The following is a 16,724-nucleotide window of genomic DNA, read 5'->3' as shown; positions in this document are numbered from 1 at the left end:
GAGCCTGGCAGCCCGCCGGCTGCCGGCCCGTCACTCGAGCACGGTGATCGGCATGCCCACTTCCAGCACGCCCGCGCCATCGCATACCAGATTCTGGCCGAACATGGCGTGGCCGTCCTGCTGGCGGTAGCGCTTGAGGGTTGCCAGGGGCTCGCGATCGGCGCTGCGCTCGCCGGTGTGCGGGTCGAGCGTGGTCAGAATGCAGCGCGCGCAGGGCTTGAGCACACGAAAGTCCAGGCCACCGATGCGAATGCGCTTCCAGCCATCCTCGGCGAAGGCGGCGCTGTCCTGGATGACCAGATTGGGCCGAAACCGCGCCATCTCCAGCGTCCGTCCGACCCGTGCGGACAGGTCGTCCAGCGAGCCCTGACCGATCAACAACAGTGGAAAGCCATCGGCAAAAGCCACCTTGTCGCCGCCCTCGCCGTAACCGGCGCTGACGGTACGGGTGCGCTCGGTGGGCACGTACACCAGTCGAGTCGGCTTACCGACGAAATCGCTGACCCAGCGCGCTGCTTCCTCGCCGGCGTCGGGCACGCGGAAGCTGTCGTTCCACAGCGTGACTCCGCGCAGTTCGCCTGACTCCGGGACCGCGACGTTCAGCTCAGGGTATCCGCTTGCGCTCAGGCGCAGGCCTGCGTCTTCACCGACTTGCGTACCCAACTGCCCCAGGCGGGGGTCTGCGCGCTGGCTGAGGAACCGACCGCTCTGGGCGTCGACCAGCATCCAGCGCCGATCGCCGAGCAGCCCCAGGCCATCCACAGGCGACTGCTGCAGCGACTGGCCAATGGCCGATTTGAGCGGGTAACGGTACAGCGCGGCAAGGCTCGACATGGCCCGGCTCCTCAGGACAGAGAAAAACCCAGTCTAGCGGAACCGGCAGGAGAATAACGAGGGCCTGTCAGCGTTGATCCAGCTCCAGGCGCTGACGCACCACGTCGACCAGTTTGTCGGGCTGGAACTTGGACAGGAAGTTGTCACAGCCGACCTTTTTCACCATCGATTCGTTGAAGCTGCCCGACAACGAGGTATGCAGCACCACGTAGAGGTCGCGCAGTCGCGGATCGTTGCGGATCTCGGTGGTAAGCCGGTAGCCGTCCATTTCCGGCATCTCGGCGTCGGTGAAGACCATCAGCAGTTTGTCGGTCATGCGCTCGCCGGTGTCGGCCCACGCCTTGAGCTTGTTCAACGCCTTGAGGCCATCGCTGGCCACGTGCATCTTGATGTCCAGCTGCGACAAGGTATCGCGCAGCTGAGCCAGTGCCACCGTCGAGTCATCCACCAGCAGCACTTCCCGGCCACGAGCGCGCGCCAGCAAGGGGTCGTCGAGCTTGTCGCGGGAAACGCGGGCGTTGTAGGGGACGATTTCGGCGAGCACCTTTTCCACGTCGATGATCTCGACCAGTTGCTCGTCGACCCGGCTGATTGCGGTCAGATAGTGCTGGCGCCCGGCACTGGCCGGAGGCGGCAGGATGGCTTCCCAGTTCATGTTGACGATGCGGTCGACACCACCGACCAGGAAGGCCTGGATCGAGCGGTTGTATTCGGTGACGATGATGGTACTGCTCGGCCCCGGCACCAGCGGGCGCATGCCGATGGCCTGGGACAGGTCGATCACTGGCAGGGTCTGCCCGCGCAGGTTGATCACACCGCAGACATACGGATGGCGCTGCGGCATCAGCGTCAGCTTGGGCAACTGCAGGACTTCCTGGACCTTGAACACGTTGATCGCGAACAGTTGCCTGCCGGCCAGGCGAAACATGAGCAGCTCCAGACGGTTTTCACCCACCAGCTGCGTACGTTGGTCAACCGAGTCAAGAATGCCGGCCATGTAAAACTCCAAAGCCCAAGTGAAAGAAGAGGTACCGGGCTATCGGCGCTGGCGCGAATATCTTGACTGCCGTCGCTGCGGTTATGTCAGTTAAGTCAGTTGTCCATGGCTCAGCAGCGGCGACCCGGCGGGCAAATGAACTTTCAATGCCTTGGGCATGGTGCTGAAGCGCAGGTTTTCACCCCGCAATGGCTCGCCATCGAGGTTGATGTCGAGGTTTTCCTTGCTGTTGATTTCGACCCACGGCAGCCGTGCACGCACGAACAGTGTTTCCAGTCCGCCGCCGCCGAGCAGGCTTTTCAAGGTGCCGACCACTTCGGTCGGTGCCGGCAGAATGCTGATCTCCAGCAGTCCGTCGTCGACCACGGCTTCGGGGCACAATTCGTGGCCACCACCGGCCTGGCGTCCATTGCCGATGCCCAGCGCCAGCAGATCGCCTTCCCAATGGAAGTCCGGGCCGCTGAGCGAAGCGGAGGCAGCGCGCAATTCGCTGAACCGCGACAGCCCGGTGAACAGGTAGGCGGCGCCACCGAGCACCTTCTTCAAGTCTTCGGAGGTATTGGCCGTGACCTGACTGCCGAAACCACCGGTTGCCATGTTGAGAAACACCTGCCCGCCCACTTCACCCAGATCGATGGCCTGAGGCTCGCGGGCAAGCAGCGCCAATGCGTGTTCGGGTTCGAGGGGAACGCCGGCGGCACGTGCGAAATCGTTGGCTGTGCCCAGGGGCATCAACGCCAGGCTGGCGTCGGTCTTGGCCAGCGCCATCGCTTCGGCCACATCGCGCAGGGTGCCGTCGCCACCGCCGGCGATGATCTGGGTGTAGCCGGCTTGCAGTGCCTCATCGACCAGACGCTGGGCGTCGCCGCCTTCCCAGGTCAGACGCACGTCCAGCGCGTTGCCTTGCTCCCGGTAATGCTCCACCGCGCTGCGGACGTCTTCGTTGGAAGCTTGTTTGCCGTGCAATATCAGAATTGCCTTGCGCTCGCTCATGCTGCATGTCTCCGGTGGCCAGTAAGTGGAACTGTGCCTGATGTGACCACAGCCGCAGGAAAAAAAGCCCCGACGGAAAGTTTTTAACCATTCGTACATTTACCACTCGCCAACCGTTCTCGTTTAGGCTTTACTGCGAAGCAACTGGCCACTATCGAAGTCGCCGTTACCTCCCGATTCCTGCACGTCCAGCCCGTCTCCAGGCGGGCGGTAGCATTGTCGAATCGCCGAATCCTGCGCCCTGCCCTTCTTCATCGACCTTTTCATGCATCCAGCCCGGCTGGACGTGTGCGCTTGCCTTCGCAGGTGCCGTCCGCCACCTTCAACTCGAGGCTCGACCTATGACGACTCTGATTCCCTGCATCATCGCCGGCGGCTCCGGCACCCGCCTGTGGCCCGTATCGCGCGAAGCCATGCCCAAGCCGTTCATGCGCCTGCCGGACGGCGAAAGCCTGCTGCAGAAAACCTTCACCCGTGCCTCGCAATTGCCAGGCGTGGAGCGGGTGCTGACGGTGACCAACCGTGAGGTGTTCTTCCGCACGCTGGACGACTACCGCCAATTGAACGACCGCGATGCCCTGCTCGACTTCATTCTCGAACCTGCGGGCCGCAACACTGCGCCAGCCATCGCCAGCGCCGCCTTGCATGCCGCCAAACACTACGGCGCGTCGGCGCAGTTGCTGGTACTGCCGGCCGACCACCTGATCCGCGACATCGACGCCTTCCAGGCCGCGGTCAGTGCAGCACGCAAGAAAGCCGACGAGGGTTGGCTGGTGACGTTCGGCCTGGTGCCGCAAACGGCGGAAACCGGTTTCGGCTACATCGAGCGCGGCGCCGACCTGGGCGATGGCAGCTATCAAGTCGCGCACTTCCGGGAAAAGCCGGACCAGGCCACCGCCCAAGCCTACCTGGACAGCGGTGACTACCTGTGGAACGCCGGCATGTTCTGCATGCGTGTGGACGTGCTTCTGCGCGAACTGGAAAAGCACGCACCGGACGTGCTGCTGGCGGCCACCACCTGCCTGCAGGTCAGCCACAGCAAGCAAGGCAACCGCGAGCTGCAAGTTGAGCTGGACAGCAGCACCTTCGCCCTGGCGCCGGACATTTCCATCGACTACGCGCTGCTCGAACGCTCCGACAAGGTGGCGGTCATTCCGTGCCAGATGGGGTGGAGCGACATCGGTTCGTGGCAGGCGGTGCGCGAGCTGACTCCAGCCGACGCACAGGGCAACCAGTGCAACGGCGAAACCGTGCTGCATGACGTGAGCAACTGCTACATCGACTCGCCACGCCGCCTGGTCGGCGCCGTCGGCCTCGACAACCTGGTGGTGATCGATACGCCTGACGCACTGCTGATTGCCGACGGCAGCCGCACCCAGGACGTCAAGTTCCTTGCCCAGCAGCTCAAGCGCCAGGGTCACGATGCCTTCCGACTGCACCGCACGGTCACTCGGCCATGGGGCACGTACACGATCCTCGAGGAAGGCAAGCGCTTCAAGATCAAGCGCATCGTGGTCAAGCCCGGCGGCACCCTGTCGCTGCAGATGCACCACCACCGCAGCGAGCATTGGATCGTGGTCAGCGGCATGGCCCGAGTCACCAACGGTGACAACGAGTTTTTGCTCGACACCAACGAGTCGACCTTCATCAAGCAGGGCCACGTGCACCGCTTGGTCAACTCCGGGGTGATCGACCTGGTCATGATCGAAGTGCAGAGCGGTGAATACCTGGGCGAAGACGATATCGTGCGCTTCACCGACATCTACGGCCGCGCACCGGCGGCCGTCGAAGCGACCAAGAGCAACGCTTAAAAAAGTTCGCTGAACGGGATGAAGGCGACCAGTTCGCCTTCATTCAATGTGCAGCCTTCGCGTATTTCCACCAACCCATGGGCCCAGGCCGCGCTCAGCAGCACGCCGGAGCTCTGGTTGGGGTAGATCACAGCCCGGCCCTGCTCGATACGCCCGCGCAGGTACTCGCGACGGGTACCGGCGCGCGGCCAGGCAAACCCGGCTGGCACCTGGAAGCTCAGCGGCGCAACGTCGCGAACACCCAGCCGACGCAGCAGGTAAGGCCGTGCCAGCAGGGTGAAAGTGACCAGTGTCGATGCCGGATTGCCCGGCAGGCCGATGACCGGTACGCCACGGAAGTGGCCGAACGTCAGTGGCTTGCCGGGTTTGATCGCCAGTTTCCAGAGGGCCAACTGCCCTTCCTCGCGCAAGGCGATGCCGAGAAAATCGGCTTCGCCCACCGAGACGCCCCCCGTGGACAGAATCAGGTCCACATCACCCAGAGCCGCCAGGCGCTGGCGTGTCTGCTGCAGATCGTCGGGCAGAATCCCGGCATCCACTACCTCACAGCCCAAACCACTCAAGGCACTGCACAGCACCTGACGATTGCTGTTGTAGATCTGCCCTGGCCCCAGCGGCTGACCTGGCTCGACCAATTCATCTCCCGTGGACAGCACCGCCACCCGTGGCCGACGGACCACGTCGATGTGCGCATGCCCCATGGAGGCCAACAGGCCCAGTTCGATCGCACCCAAGCGGCTGCCAGCTTCGAGCAGGCGTTCGCCGATGCGGGTTTCCTGGCCCTGGGGACGGATATTCTGGCCGATCCTCAAGGGCTGGTCGAAGGTCACCCGCTGGTCGTCCACGATTTGCACGTTCTCCTGCATTTCCACGCAGTCGGCGCCTTCGGGCAGCGGCGCGCCGGTAAAGATGCGTGCGCACGTGCCGGGTTCCAGGGGCGCGGGCACGGCGCCCGCGAACACGCGCTGGCTGACCCGCAACGGCTCGCCCTGCCAGTCTTCGCGGCGCAGCGCGTAGCCGTCCATGGCACTGTTGGGCCAGGGCGGCAGGTCGAGCGTGGCGATCAGGTCAGTGGCCAGCACGCGACCGACGCCTTGGGCCAGGGCGACCCTTTCGCGCTCGCGCACCGGCGTGCCATCGGCCATGGCCAGTAGTTGCGCCAGTGCCTGTTCTACCGGAAGCAGCGGCTGCGCCGCTGGCAACTCAGCCACGGCTGACGCAGGGCTCGGCCTGCTTGAGGTGCACGACGAAATTGCACGGCCGGTGGCGCACGTCCAGCTGCTCGGCGAGAATCCCATCCCAGCCGGTGCGGCAGGCGTTGGTCGAACCGGGCAGGCAGCACACCAGGGTGCCGTTGGCGAGCCCGGCGAGCGCACGTGACTGCACGGTCGAGGTGCCGATGTCGGCGACGGAGATCTGCCGGAACAGCTCGCCGAAGCCATCGACTTGCTTGTCCAGCAGGCAGGCCACGGCTTCCGGCGTACTGTCACGGCCGGTGAAGCCGGTGCCGCCGGTAATCAGCACCACTTGGCATTGGTCATCGGCGATCCACTGCGCAACCTGTGCACGGATCTTGTACAGGTCGTCCTTTAGCAGCACGCGGGCATAAAGGCCGTGGCCCGCCGCGCTCAGGCGATCGACGAACAATTGGCCAGAGGTATCGGTTTCCACGCTGCGGGTGTCGCTGACAGTCAACACTGCAATATTGAGCGGCACAAAGGGTACATCTGCCTTGGCTTTCATTGGCTGGGTCCGGTTGTTTGGCGGGATGGACGGTGTTATATCACAGCCCCACAGCCACTGTCCGAGGCCCCGAATGAACCCTGCCGACACCTTGCCCCCCTGCTCTGTCCTGCTGCTGGCAGGCGGCCGCGGACAACGCATGGGCGGCCGCGACAAGGGCCTGATCGACTGGCATGGCCGGCCCTTGATCGAGCACCTGCAGCAACGCGTGCGACCCCTGACCGATGACCTGATCATTTCGTGCAACCGCAATTATCCGCGATACGCAGCCTTCGCCGACCGCTTGGTGCACGATGACAGCAGCGACTTTCCCGGACCGCTGGCGGGCATTCTGGCCGGCCTGGCCGCCGCTCGACACCCGCTGCTGCTGGTATTGCCCTGCGATGTGCCGGGCGTGGACGAGGCCCTGCTCGACGCCATGCGCCATGCGCAGCAAACTCATCCAACCCAGCCGCTGATGGTGCGTCAGGGTGAGTTCTGGGAACCGTTGCTGTGCATCGTTGGCAAGGTGCATCAACCGCTCGTGCGACAAGCCTGGGATGCCGGCGAACGGAGCCCGCGCAAGGTCTTGCTGGCACTCGGCGCCCAGCCGCTGCAATGTGCCGAGAACGATCCGCGCCTGGCCAATTTCAATACGCCTCAACTGCTGGGTCGCTGAGCAGGTCGGCAAACGCTAGACTGCACCGGTCGGACCAACGGAACTTTGCTGGCGCAAGCAGCGTCTTATTCCCGTATACGCCAGCACCCTTTTTTGTTTTGTGGAGAAACACAATGACTCACCGGATCCTTCCCGCTTTCATGCTCGCGCTGGGCCTGGCATCGCTTGCCGGTTGCGCATCGCCTACCGTGATCACCCTGAACGACGGTCGTGAAATCCAGGCGGTGGACACGCCCTCCTACGACGAAGACGCTGGCTTCTACGAATTCGAGCAGCTGGACGGCAAGACTACCCGTGTCAATAAAGACCAGGTACGTACCGTCAAGGAACTCTGATCAAACAGAGTTTAAGTGTTGCAAGACAAAGCCCGCCCTCTGGTGGGCTTTGTCGTTCTAGAACGTCAGCTTCAGTTGTGTCTCGAAATTGCGCAGGCGACCGTCGAGCGGGTCGTGGAACTGCAGCGAGCGTGCCAGCAGCTTCAACGGCCGGGCATAGTCGTCCACCTCGGTATTGCTCAGCTGCGGGTAGAACGGATCGTTGCAGATGCTGGCCCCCAGCGCGGTCATGTGGACGCGCAGCTGATGAGTCTTGCCGGTGACCGGGTTGAGCACGTAGCGCCACACGTGTTCGCCTTTTTCGGCGACCTCCAGGCGAGTTTCACTGTTGCTCGGCCCCGGCACTTCGCGCATGCGAAAAAACGGCTCGCCATGCTCCAGGCGGCTGCGGTGCACCCACGGAAAAGCCAGGTCGGGCAGTGCGGGCGCGATGGCCTCGTAGCGCTTTTCGATCTGTCGAGTGGGAAACAGCTGCTGATAGGCACTGCGCGTCTGCGGATTGGCCGAGAACAGCACCAGACCTGCCGTATGCCGGTCAATGCGGTGCAGCGGCACCAAGTGCGGGTTGTCGAGACGGCGGATGAGCCGCCGCAGCAAGGTGTGTTCGACGTACTCGCCGGTCGGTGTCACCGGCAGGAAGTGTGGCTTGTCGGCCACCACCAGATGCTCGTCGACGTGCAACACCTGCTCCTGTGCAGCGATCGGCCGTTCGTTCGGCACTTCGCGAAAGTAGTGGATGCGCAGGCCCTGGCGGTAGGCATGGGCAGGTCCGATGGGTACGCCGTCGGCGTCCAGCACCCGGTCCCTGGCCATGCGGCTCAGCCACTGAGCGCGATCGATGGCCGGAAAATGTTCGCACAGGCAATCCAGCACGGTTGCCCATTTGCCGGGTGGCAGGCACAGGGTGCTGGCCTGATGCGCAGCAGGGTCGAATTTGGGTGCAGACATGCCTAGATCCACGATGGTTTCAGGCCGCGAGTATCGCCCACGGCGTTACGGCTGTCATCGCGCGTGGACAGCCTCGGCTGCCTCGGTGAATTCCTTGAGCCAACGCAGCACCTCGACCGCTTCCCAGCGGGTTGGGTCGTACAAGGCGTACAGCAGGCCCTTGTAGCCAACCACATCCAGCGGTCGATGATAGCCGGCACGCTGGAACAGCGCCTCGACCTCGGCAAAACAGGTGTTGAAATGCAGCTTGCTGAACGGGGTCTTGCCTTCGGTAACCAGGCCGTCGAGACGCAGTTCCAGCACGGCTTCGCGAACTACGTCCGGGGCCATGCGGTTAACGCTGTACTTGAGTTGTTCGACGTTGAGCATGGGCGAGTGATTATCCATATACTGTATCTTTATACAGTATAAGGCAGCCGTCCGAGACCCGTCAATTGCCCCGACATGTCGATAATGGGCTATACAGAGGATTATGCCTCGCAATGGCACTGAACCTTCGGGATCACCCTCACTCGAAATATCCAGACGCCACCCATATGGAGATCAACATGGCCACCCCGAGCACCAAAGCAGCCCAAGAAGTTCTCAAAGCCGATTTTCAGACCCTGGTCCGTGATACCGAGAAACTTCTCGAACACACCGCCAGCATCGCCGGCACCCAGGCCGAAGAACTGCGCGCGCAGATCAACGAGAGCCTGCTGAAGGCTCGCGAATCGCTGCAGCAGACCAAAGAAACCGCAGCCGAGCGCAGCCAGGAGGCCGTAGTCGCAGCCGAAGGCTACGTTCAGGAAAACCCATGGCAGTCCGTCGGCATCGCCGCAGGCGTAGGCTTCCTTCTGGGCCTGCTGGCCACAAGGCACTGATATGTCCCTCCTCGACTCGGATACCACAGATAACAGCACCGGCTCCACCTCTCGGCGCCTGGGTGCTGCCATGCTCGGCCTGCTTCGCAGTCATGTCGAACTGTTCGGCATCGAGTTGCAGGAGCAGAAATCTCGAACCGTCAGCCTGTTGCTGTTCGCAGGCCTGGCCCTGGTCTTCGCCTTGCTGGCACTGGTGGCGTTGTCCGGGCTCATTCTGATTCTGCTGTGGGACAACTACCGCATGGCCGGCATGGTCGGCCTGGCGGTGTTCTACGTATTGGCAGGTATTTTCTGCGCATTCCGCCTCAAGGCGGCTGTGTTCGATGAATCCTCGCCATTCAGTGGGACACTGGAAGAACTGGCCAATGACCGGGAGCGCCTGCTGCCATGAGCCGAAACGAACCTACCAGCGCCCAGTCACGGCGCGACATGCGCAAGTCGTTGATTCGCCTGCGCATGGAAATGCATCGCCAGGAGTTGCGGCACGAGTCGCGGCAATTGGTCAATCCGCTCAACCGCCTGCGCGGATTGGGTCAATCGGTGCAGACCGGCATGGGTATCAAGCATGCCTCGCTGTGGGGCATCGCAGGTGTCACCCTGATGGGTTTCCTGACCGGACGCGGGGCTGGCAACAGCGCTCGTGCGCCGGTAGTCGCGCCGGTGCGTGGTCCGGGCCGTTTTTCGCGGCTGGCCAAGGTCGGCACGTTGCTGTTGCCGGTGATCAAGCTGGCCATGCAGGGCTCTTCGCGCAGACGCTAGGCTTGGCTCAAAGAGCAACCCGGGTGCGGTCGTAAACGTATCCGGGTTGCTTTTTTTTGCCTGACATTCCTGGCTGCACCTACCTGCTCAATACGTTCAAGGCCCGATGCCAGCCTTGCCAGCCAGCCCTCGCAGGCCGACACTGCAGGCTCGATCGGGTCCCGGAGGAATCGCCTTGGATTGGCACACACTGCTTACACGCGAACGCTTGGGCAAGCCCCTGCACAGCCCGGAAGAACTGGGCCGCAGCCCGTTCCACAAGGATCACGACCGCATCATCTTTTCCGGCGCCTTCCGCCGGCTGGGGCGCAAGACCCAGGTCCACCCGGTGTCGAGCAACGACCACATCCATACGCGCCTGACCCATTCGCTGGAAGTCAGTTGCGTGGGCCGCTCCCTGGGCATGCGCGTGGGCGAAACCCTGCGCGACCAGCTGCCGCAATGGTGCGAGCCCAGTGACCTGGGCATGGTCGTGCAGTCGGCCTGCCTGGCGCACGACATCGGCAATCCGCCCTTCGGGCATTCCGGTGAAGACGCCATTCGCCACTGGTTCCGCCAGGCTGCCGGGCGTGGCTGGCTCGACGCAATGAGCGAAGTGGAGCGTGACGACTTCCTCAATTTCGAAGGCAATGCCCAAGGTTTCAGGGTGCTCACCCAGCTCGAGTATCACCAGTTCGACGGGGGCACCCGGCTGACCTATGCAACCTTGGGCACCTACCTCAAGTACCCTTGGACGGCGCGCCACGCCGATGCATTGGGCTACAAGAAGCACAAGTTCGGTTGCTACCAGAGCGAACTGCCGCTGCTCGAACAGATCGCCGGCAAGCTGGGTCTGCCATTGCTCGAAGAGCAGCGTTGGGCCCGGCATCCGCTGGTGTACCTGATGGAGGCCGCAGACGACATCTGCTATGGCCTGATCGATCTGGAAGACGGCCTGGAAATGGAGCTGCTCGACTACGCCGAAGTCGAGGCACTGTTGCTCGACCTGGTAGGCGATGACATCCCGGACACCTATCGCCAGCTCGGCCCACTGGACTCGCGGCGGCGCAAGCTGGCGATCCTGCGCGGCAAGGCCATCGAGCACCTGACCAATGCTGCCGCGCGCGCGTTCGTCGAACAGCAGCAGGCGCTGCTGGCGGGCCAGCTCAGCGGCGATCTGGTCGAGCACATGCACGGTCCGGCCAAGCGCTGCGTGCTCGACGCCAAGGACATGGCGCGCAAGAAGATTTTCCAGGACAAGCGCAAGACCCTGCACGAGATCGGCGCCTACACCACCCTTGAAGTGCTGCTCAATGCGTTCTGCGGGGCGGCGCTGGAGCAGCACACCACAGGCAGGTTGTCGTTCAAGCACCAGCGCATTCTCGATCTGCTGGGGCACAACGCGCCGCAGCCGGACTGGCCGTTGCACAAGTCGTTCCTGCGCATGATCGATTTCATCGCAGGCATGACCGACAGTTATGCCGCAGAAATGGCCGGCGAAATGACCGGACGCTCGAACTCGTTCTAGTCTGTAGCGTGGAAATAAACGAATACAAACGATAGTTGACTCTTTGGAATCAAACTATCTTTGTATTCCGTTACGTTTATATCTGTAGGAAGTTTCCTAGAATCACTCTTTCCCGAGTCCATTCGTATGCCCTTCGAAGCAACTGGGCTAAGGTGCGCGCTTTTACTGGATCGTTCAGGAGAGGCTGCATGCGTAATGTATTCATCATCGATGATCACCCTGTCATTCGGCTCGCCGTCAGAATGCTTCTGGAAAACGAAGGCTACTGCGTCGTAGGCGAGAGCGACAACGGGGTGGATGCCATGCAGATGGTGCGCGAGTGCCAACCTGACTTGCTCATTCTCGATATCAGCATTCCCAAGCTCGACGGGCTCGAAGTACTGACCCGCTTCCATGGCATGAACGTCCCCTACAAGATCCTGGTACTGACCGCTCAGGCCCCGGCTCTGTTCGCCATACGCTGCATGCAGTCGGGCGCCGCCGGTTTCGTCTGCAAGCAGGAGGCGCTGAGCGAGTTGATCAGTGCCGTCCGCGCAGTGTTCTCTGGCTACAACTACTTTCCCAGCCAAGCGTTGATTCCGTCACGAGAAGATGAAGGCCAACTTCAGGAACTCGAGCTGTTCAAGACCATCAACGACCGCGAGTTGATGGTCTTGCAGTTGTTTGCGCAGGGCCGCAGCAACAAGGAAATTGCCACAGGCATGTTTCTCAGCAACAAGACAGTCAGTACCTACAAGAAACGCCTGATGCAGAAACTTCAGGCGAACTCATTGGTTGAACTTATCGAAATGGCCAAGCGCAACGCGCTGGTGTGATTGCACAAATGAACATCATCGACCCACTCAACGTCTTGACCGGCGGCAACAGCGTGCTCACGCGGCGACTGCTCGAGGAAGTACTGCGCAGTTGCACGGAGGATAGCCAGCGACTGCTTGCCATTGCCGACGACGACCACCAGGGCGTGGTGGAGATTGCTCACAAGATCAATGGCGCCGCTCGCATCGTCCAGGCGCACGCGGTCTATGAAGCGTGCCTGGCGCTGGAAGCAAGCCACCCATGGGACGATCTGCGTCCGGGACGTGAGGCCTTGCACCTGGCGTTGCTGGAATTGCAGACGCAGTTGCGCCTGGCACTGGCCGGGCTGGGCGAGTAGGTGCAGGGCAAGTCATTTGTCACTGAATCAGGCAGGCGCCTGGCTTAACTGGTAGACTGCGCCGCGATATTACCTAAGAGGATTGTTTCATGGCCACTAACCGCTCCCGTCGTCTGCGCAAAAAACTGTGCGTCGACGAATTCCAGGAATTGGGTTTCGAATTGAACCTGGACTTCAAGGAGGATTTGGCTGACGAGCAGATCGACGCATTCCTCGATGCGTTCCTGACCGAAGCAATGGACGCCAACGGCCTCGACTATGTTGGCGGCGACGACTTCGGTCTGGTTTGCCTGGCCAAGCGTGGTTCCGTCACCGAAGAGCACCGCACTATCGTCGAAGCCTGGCTCAAGGGTCGCAGCGAACTGACCCGCGTCGAAGTCAGCCCGTTGCTGGACGCCTGGCACCCAGAGAAGCCGATCAACTCGGCAGCTTGATGTACCGCTGAAAAAGGCCATCTTCGGATGGCCTTTTTTGTGGGCGCGATTCGCTAACGGGGTACTGCTGCGCCGGCGTGGGCGCGCGCTACGCGCGATGCGCTCTGCCTGCCCAGCGCGAGCATGATCGACTGCCCTGCCTGCACGACCTGCGCCAGATCCACGCCGGTAGCGATGCCCAGCCCGTGCAGCAGGTAGAGGACGTCCTCGGTCGCGACGTTGCCGCTGGCGCCCGGCGCGTAGGGGCAACCGCCCAGCCCCGCCACCGAGCTGTCGAACACCTGCAGGCCTTCCAGCAGGCAGGCGTAGATGTTCGCCACGGCCTGGCCATACGTATCGTGAAAGTGTCCGGCCAGATGCGCCCGCGGCACGCGCTGTGCGACCACTTCGATCAATTTACGCGCAGCCCCAGGCGTACCGACGCCGAGGGTGTCGCCCAGGGAAATCTCGTAGCAGCCCATCTGCAGCATGGCGCTGGCCACGTCGCGCACCTGCACCGCAGCGATCTCGCCTTCGTACGGACACCCCAGCACGCATGACACGTAGCCACGCACCTTGATGCCGCGCTGGGCGGCGGCCGCCAGAACCGGTTCGAAGCGCTGCAGGCTCTGTGCGATGGAGCAGTTGATGTTGCGCTGGGAGAAGGATTCAGACGCCGCGGCAAACACCGCCACCTCCGATGCACCAGCTTGAATGGCGGCCTCGAAGCCTTGCAGGTTCGGCGTCAGTGCCGCGTAGGTCACCCCCGGCGAACGCTGGATGGCGGAAAAGACCGCCGCGCTGTCGGCCATCTGCGGCACCCAGCGCGGCGACACGAAACTGCCGACCTCGACATGCTGCAAGCCCGCCGCGACCAGCGCGTCGACCAGCGCTACCTTGTCTTCGACGCGCACACGGCCCTGCTCGTTCTGCAACCCGTCACGGGGCCCGACCTCGACGATCCGCACCCGTTCAGGCAGCATGTTCGGCCTCCTGCAACTCGATCAACACCCTGCCTTCGCTGACCATCTCGCCCTCTTCGCAGCACAGCGCCTGAACCACGCCTGCGCGGTTGGCACGCACGGTGTGCTCCATCTTCATGGCCTCCAGCACCACCAAGCCATCGCCCAACGCCACCTGCTGGCCCGGACTGACCAACAGACGGACGATGCTGCCGTTCATGGGCGCAGCGAGCGAACCGTCGGACGCATGGACACCGCTGCCCGCCGCCAGGGAGTCAACCAGCGCGACCTCGTAGGGGTCGCCTTGCCACTGGAGGTAGACGACGTCGCCGCGGCGGCCGATCAGCCGTGCTTCATCCGGGCCGGCGCAAGCGTTGCTCAAAGCCACCGTGCACAATCGGCTCTGGGCGCCACAGCGCAGGTCGAGCGTGGCTTGCGCAGGCATGAGTTGACGCCAACCGGTGGCAGCGCTCCAGGGTGAATGCGGGTCTTGTTCACAGGCAACAAGCGGGGCCGAACGCAGGAAGGCACGCGCGGCGCTGTGCCAGAACGCTTCGGTCAGCGCCGGTGGCGCAGGCAACAGCGCGTCGGCGTGGCGTTCGATGAAGCCGGTGTCGATTCGGGACGCGGCGAACGCAGGCGTGGCAAGGATGCGCTGCAGCAGGGCCAGGTTGCTCTTGATCCCGCCGACCGCCGTTTCGGCGAGCATCGCCAGCAGGCGCAGCCGGGCCTCTTCGCGATTTTCACCCCAGGCAATGAGCTTGGCGATCATCGGATCATAGAATGGCGAAATCACGTCGCCTTCGCGCACCGCGCTGTCCACTCGCCGACCGGGTCCGGCTGCCGGTTCCCGATACAGTGCCAATTGCCCACTGGCCGGCAGGAACCCGCCTGCTGGATCTTCGGCATACAGGCGCACCTCGATGGCGTGCCCGAACAGGGGAACCTGCGCCTGGCTCAGCGGCAGGGTTTCACCACGCGCCACGCGAATCTGCCAGGCCACCAGGTCCAGCCCGGTGATCGCTTCGGTCACCGGATGCTCGACCTGCAGGCGGGTATTCATCTCCATGAAGTAGAAACGCCCTTCCCCATCCAGCAGGAACTCCACCGTACCTGCGCCCACATAGCCAATCGCCTGGGCTGCGCGCACCGCGGCTTCGCCCATGGCCTGGCGCAGGGAGGCATCGAGCCCCGGTGCCGGTGCTTCCTCCAGTACTTTCTGATGCCGTCGCTGGATGGAGCAATCCCGCTCGTGAAGATAGAGGCAATGCCCCTGTGCGTCGGCAAAGACCTGGATCTCCACGTGCCGGGGTGCCACCAGGTATTTCTCGACCAGCATATGACCGTCGCCGAAGGCTGCCACGGCCTCTCGCCGCGCCGAGTCCAGGGCAGGTGCCAGTTCGGCGGCGGACTCGGCCACCTTCATGCCCTTGCCGCCACCGCCGGCAGCGGCCTTGAGCAGCACCGGGTAGCCGATGCGCTGCGCCGCATCGGCGAAGGTCGACAGGTCCTGGGCCTGGCCGTGGTATCCCGGCACCAGCGGCACTCCGGCGCGTTCCATCAGGGCCTTGGCCGCCGACTTGCTGCCCATGGCTTCGATGGCCTCGGCGGGCGGGCCGATGAACAGGATGCCCTCAAGCGCCAGGCGCCGGGCGAAGGCGGCGTTTTCCGAAAGAAAGCCGTAGCCGGGATGGACCGCGTCGGCGCCACAGGCCAAGGCAGCGGCAACCACCTTGTCGATCTGCAGGTAGCTGTCGGCGGGTTTGCTGCCACCCAGGGGGATGGCCAGATCGGCCTCGTGCACATGGCGGGCATCGGCGTCGGCGTCGCTGTAGATGGCCACGCTGCGGATGCCCATGGCCCTGGCGGTGCGGATGATGCGGCAGGCGATCTCGCCACGGTTGGCAATCAGCAGCGTTGCCACGGTCTGCGGGAGTGGCTTCATGGGGTTACCTCTGCCCAGGCGGGCGCGCGTTTGTCGAAGAAAGCCTGCATGCCTTCCTGGCCCTCAGGGCCGGTGCGCAGCCGGGCGATCAGGGCCTGCGCCTGGGCCTGGCGTGGCGCCGTGACCTGGCCATCGCCGATAGCCAGCAGCAGCGCCTTGCAGGCGCGCATCGCTTCGGGACCGTTACCCAGCAGACGCCGTTGCCACGCCTGTACCGCCCGTTCCAGCTCGGCGCGCGGATACACTTCGTCGAGCAGTCCCAGTTCGCGGGCCCGCACGGCATCGAAACGCTCGGCGCTTAGCGCATAGCGGCGCGCGGCGCGCGAGCCGATGGCCTGGACCACGTAGGGACTGATCACCGCCGGCGCCAGGCCCAGGCGCACTTCACTGAGACTGAACAGCGCGTCGTCGGCGCCGATGGCCATGTCACAGCAACTGACCAGGCCCATTGCCCCGGCGAACGCGGCGCCTTGCACCACCGCGACGGTGGGCAGCGGCAGGCGCTGCAGCTGCTCCATCAGCTCGCTCAGACGTGTGGCCTCGGCGAGGTTTTCCGCGTAGCTCAGCCGGGCACTGGCTTGCATCCAGGCCAGATCGGCACCGGCGCTGAAGTGTTGCCCATGGCCACGCAGGAACATGAAGCGCAACCCTGGCCGCTGGCTGATGTGGTCGAAAGCCTGGCGCAGCTCCTCCAGCATGAGCGCATTGAATGCGTTGTTCTTGTCCGGTCGATCGAGCCAGACGCTGGCCACGTGTTCGGCGCTGATGTGCAGCTGTATCGTGGAGAATTCGTGCATACCCTG

Annotated in this window: 20 protein-coding genes; 10 read left to right on the top strand and 10 right to left on the bottom strand. The window is 63.4% G+C overall.

What is annotated here, in order from left to right; all coding sequences use genetic code 11:
• Window positions 1-30: 30 nt before the first annotated feature.
• From IFT80_RS01125 to yegS, 3 genes are all read right to left on the bottom strand, one after another.
• On the bottom strand, window positions 31-834 hold the full coding sequence (locus IFT80_RS01125) for an MOSC domain-containing protein (RefSeq protein ID WP_192136561.1): 804 nt from the start codon (window positions 832-834) through the stop codon (window positions 31-33).
• 67 nt (window positions 835-901) lie between these two features.
• On the bottom strand, window positions 902-1,831 hold the full coding sequence (locus IFT80_RS01120; RefSeq protein WP_122478808.1) for a chemotaxis protein CheV: 930 nt from the start codon (window positions 1,829-1,831) through the stop codon (window positions 902-904).
• A gap of 90 nt (window positions 1,832-1,921) precedes the next feature.
• On the bottom strand, window positions 1,922-2,824 hold the full coding sequence (gene yegS, locus IFT80_RS01115) for a lipid kinase YegS (protein WP_122478809.1): 903 nt from the start codon (window positions 2,822-2,824) through the stop codon (window positions 1,922-1,924).
• Between the two features lie 341 nt (window positions 2,825-3,165).
• Here yegS and IFT80_RS01110 point away from each other — a divergent pair, with 341 nt between their 5' ends.
• Window positions 3,166-4,635, top strand: a complete 1,470-nt coding sequence (locus IFT80_RS01110) for a mannose-1-phosphate guanylyltransferase/mannose-6-phosphate isomerase (protein ID WP_122478811.1) — start codon at window positions 3,166-3,168, stop codon at window positions 4,633-4,635.
• Here the strand turns inward: IFT80_RS01110 and IFT80_RS01105 are convergent.
• On the bottom strand, window positions 4,632-5,846 hold the full coding sequence (locus tag IFT80_RS01105) for a molybdopterin molybdotransferase MoeA (RefSeq protein WP_342214320.1): 1,215 nt from the start codon (window positions 5,844-5,846) through the stop codon (window positions 4,632-4,634). The two genes, IFT80_RS01110 and IFT80_RS01105, sit on opposite strands and share 4 nt — an antisense overlap.
• Window positions 5,839-6,378, bottom strand: coding sequence for a molybdenum cofactor biosynthesis protein B (gene moaB / locus IFT80_RS01100; protein WP_122478815.1), 540 nt, complete (start codon window positions 6,376-6,378; stop codon window positions 5,839-5,841). The genes IFT80_RS01105 and moaB overlap by 8 nt, the downstream gene beginning before the upstream one ends.
• 73 nt (window positions 6,379-6,451) lie before the next feature.
• Here moaB and mobA point away from each other — a divergent pair, with 73 nt between their 5' ends.
• Both mobA and IFT80_RS01090 read left to right on the top strand, forming a co-directional pair.
• On the top strand, window positions 6,452-7,036 hold the full coding sequence (gene mobA / locus IFT80_RS01095; protein WP_192054157.1) for a molybdenum cofactor guanylyltransferase MobA: 585 nt from the start codon (window positions 6,452-6,454) through the stop codon (window positions 7,034-7,036).
• Window positions 7,037-7,149: 113 nt separating this feature from the next.
• On the top strand, window positions 7,150-7,371 hold the full coding sequence (locus IFT80_RS01090; RefSeq protein WP_043188230.1) for a YgdI/YgdR family lipoprotein: 222 nt from the start codon (window positions 7,150-7,152) through the stop codon (window positions 7,369-7,371).
• Between the two features lie 57 nt (window positions 7,372-7,428).
• Here IFT80_RS01090 and IFT80_RS01085 read toward each other — a convergent pair whose 3' ends face one another.
• Together IFT80_RS01085 and IFT80_RS01080 are read right to left on the bottom strand one after the other, a co-directional pair.
• A complete protein-coding gene (locus IFT80_RS01085) occupies window positions 7,429-8,319 on the bottom strand; it encodes a pseudouridine synthase (protein WP_122478818.1) in 891 nt (296 codons plus the stop codon).
• A 54-nt stretch (window positions 8,320-8,373) separates the two neighbouring features.
• A complete protein-coding gene (locus tag IFT80_RS01080) occupies window positions 8,374-8,688 on the bottom strand; it encodes a transcriptional regulator (protein ID WP_122478820.1) in 315 nt (104 codons plus the stop codon).
• Between the two features lie 179 nt (window positions 8,689-8,867).
• Here IFT80_RS01080 and IFT80_RS01075 point away from each other — a divergent pair, with 179 nt between their 5' ends.
• The 7 genes from IFT80_RS01075 (at window position 8,868) to IFT80_RS01045 (ending at window position 13,035) form a co-directional block, all read left to right on the top strand.
• A complete protein-coding gene (locus IFT80_RS01075; RefSeq protein ID WP_122478822.1) occupies window positions 8,868-9,182 on the top strand; it encodes a DUF883 family protein in 315 nt (104 codons plus the stop codon).
• 1 nt (window position 9,183) lies between these two features.
• Window positions 9,184-9,573, top strand: a complete 390-nt coding sequence (locus tag IFT80_RS01070) for a phage holin family protein (protein WP_049859111.1) — start codon at window positions 9,184-9,186, stop codon at window positions 9,571-9,573.
• The gene (locus tag IFT80_RS01065; RefSeq protein ID WP_192136560.1) at window positions 9,570-9,941 is read left to right on the top strand and encodes a hypothetical protein; all 372 of its coding nucleotides are present in this window, start codon (window positions 9,570-9,572) and stop codon (window positions 9,939-9,941) included. Before IFT80_RS01070 ends, IFT80_RS01065 begins: the two co-directional genes overlap by 4 nt.
• Window positions 9,942-10,116: 175 nt before the next feature.
• Entirely contained in the window at window positions 10,117-11,448 is a 1,332-nt protein-coding gene (locus IFT80_RS01060) for a deoxyguanosinetriphosphate triphosphohydrolase (RefSeq protein WP_122478826.1), read from the top strand.
• A gap of 188 nt (window positions 11,449-11,636) precedes the next feature.
• A complete protein-coding gene (locus IFT80_RS01055; RefSeq protein ID WP_122478828.1) occupies window positions 11,637-12,263 on the top strand; it encodes a response regulator transcription factor in 627 nt (208 codons plus the stop codon).
• Window positions 12,264-12,271: 8 nt separating this feature from the next.
• Window positions 12,272-12,601, top strand: coding sequence for an Hpt domain-containing protein (locus IFT80_RS01050; protein ID WP_192103640.1), 330 nt, complete (start codon window positions 12,272-12,274; stop codon window positions 12,599-12,601).
• Between the two features lie 89 nt (window positions 12,602-12,690).
• Window positions 12,691-13,035: a YggL family protein gene (locus tag IFT80_RS01045; RefSeq protein ID WP_122478832.1), complete on the top strand. Its 345-nt coding sequence runs from the start codon at window positions 12,691-12,693 to the stop codon at window positions 13,033-13,035.
• A gap of 53 nt (window positions 13,036-13,088) precedes the next feature.
• On the opposite strand, the gene IFT80_RS01040 is transcribed toward IFT80_RS01045, so the two are convergent.
• The 3 genes from IFT80_RS01040 to IFT80_RS01030 are packed head-to-tail and all read right to left on the bottom strand — an operon-like array spanning window position 13,089 to window position 16,718.
• Window positions 13,089-13,997 (bottom strand): hydroxymethylglutaryl-CoA lyase, encoded by a 909-nt coding sequence (locus IFT80_RS01040; RefSeq protein ID WP_122478834.1) that lies wholly within the window; start codon window positions 13,995-13,997, stop codon window positions 13,089-13,091.
• The gene (locus IFT80_RS01035; protein ID WP_192136559.1) at window positions 13,987-15,921 is read right to left on the bottom strand and encodes an acetyl/propionyl/methylcrotonyl-CoA carboxylase subunit alpha; all 1,935 of its coding nucleotides are present in this window, start codon (window positions 15,919-15,921) and stop codon (window positions 13,987-13,989) included. The genes IFT80_RS01040 and IFT80_RS01035 overlap by 11 nt, the downstream gene beginning before the upstream one ends.
• Window positions 15,918-16,718: an enoyl-CoA hydratase-related protein gene (locus tag IFT80_RS01030; protein ID WP_192057409.1), complete on the bottom strand. Its 801-nt coding sequence runs from the start codon at window positions 16,716-16,718 to the stop codon at window positions 15,918-15,920. The genes IFT80_RS01035 and IFT80_RS01030 overlap by 4 nt, the downstream gene beginning before the upstream one ends.
• Window positions 16,719-16,724: the final 6 nt, after the last annotated feature.

The sequence above is a fragment of the Pseudomonas sp. CFBP 8771 genome (genome assembly GCF_014841695.1).
Lineage (GTDB): Bacteria > Pseudomonadota > Gammaproteobacteria > Pseudomonadales > Pseudomonadaceae > Aquipseudomonas > Aquipseudomonas baltica.
The sequence above is the reverse complement of the archived record's forward strand: the minus strand, read 5'-3'. Positions and strand labels throughout refer to the sequence as shown.

What these genes read in the sequence shown, in the direction of transcription:
- IFT80_RS01125 (WP_192136561.1), bottom strand. Translation starts at nt 834, where the DNA reads ATGTCGAGCCTTGCCGCGCTGTACCGTTACCCGCTCAAATCGGCCATT.
- IFT80_RS01120 (WP_122478808.1), bottom strand. Translation starts at nt 1,831, where the DNA reads ATGGCCGGCATTCTTGACTCGGTTGACCAACGTACGCAGCTGGTGGGT.
- yegS (WP_122478809.1), bottom strand. Translation starts at nt 2,824, where the DNA reads ATGAGCGAGCGCAAGGCAATTCTGATATTGCACGGCAAACAAGCTTCC.
- IFT80_RS01110 (WP_122478811.1), top strand. Translation starts at nt 3,166, where the DNA reads ATGACGACTCTGATTCCCTGCATCATCGCCGGCGGCTCCGGCACCCGC.
- moaB (WP_122478815.1), bottom strand. Translation starts at nt 6,378, where the DNA reads ATGAAAGCCAAGGCAGATGTACCCTTTGTGCCGCTCAATATTGCAGTG.
- mobA (WP_192054157.1), top strand. Translation starts at nt 6,452, where the DNA reads ATGAACCCTGCCGACACCTTGCCCCCCTGCTCTGTCCTGCTGCTGGCA.
- IFT80_RS01090 (WP_043188230.1), top strand. Translation starts at nt 7,150, where the DNA reads ATGACTCACCGGATCCTTCCCGCTTTCATGCTCGCGCTGGGCCTGGCA.
- IFT80_RS01085 (WP_122478818.1), bottom strand. Translation starts at nt 8,319, where the DNA reads ATGTCTGCACCCAAATTCGACCCTGCTGCGCATCAGGCCAGCACCCTG.
- IFT80_RS01080 (WP_122478820.1), bottom strand. Translation starts at nt 8,688, where the DNA reads ATGCTCAACGTCGAACAACTCAAGTACAGCGTTAACCGCATGGCCCCG.
- IFT80_RS01075 (WP_122478822.1), top strand. Translation starts at nt 8,868, where the DNA reads ATGGCCACCCCGAGCACCAAAGCAGCCCAAGAAGTTCTCAAAGCCGAT.
- IFT80_RS01070 (WP_049859111.1), top strand. Translation starts at nt 9,184, where the DNA reads ATGTCCCTCCTCGACTCGGATACCACAGATAACAGCACCGGCTCCACC.
- IFT80_RS01065 (WP_192136560.1), top strand. Translation starts at nt 9,570, where the DNA reads ATGAGCCGAAACGAACCTACCAGCGCCCAGTCACGGCGCGACATGCGC.
- IFT80_RS01055 (WP_122478828.1), top strand. Translation starts at nt 11,637, where the DNA reads ATGCGTAATGTATTCATCATCGATGATCACCCTGTCATTCGGCTCGCC.
- IFT80_RS01050 (WP_192103640.1), top strand. Translation starts at nt 12,272, where the DNA reads ATGAACATCATCGACCCACTCAACGTCTTGACCGGCGGCAACAGCGTG.
- IFT80_RS01045 (WP_122478832.1), top strand. Translation starts at nt 12,691, where the DNA reads ATGGCCACTAACCGCTCCCGTCGTCTGCGCAAAAAACTGTGCGTCGAC.
- IFT80_RS01040 (WP_122478834.1), bottom strand. Translation starts at nt 13,997, where the DNA reads ATGCTGCCTGAACGGGTGCGGATCGTCGAGGTCGGGCCCCGTGACGGG.
- IFT80_RS01035 (WP_192136559.1), bottom strand. Translation starts at nt 15,921, where the DNA reads ATGAAGCCACTCCCGCAGACCGTGGCAACGCTGCTGATTGCCAACCGT.
- IFT80_RS01030 (WP_192057409.1), bottom strand. Translation starts at nt 16,718, where the DNA reads ATGCACGAATTCTCCACGATACAGCTGCACATCAGCGCCGAACACGTG.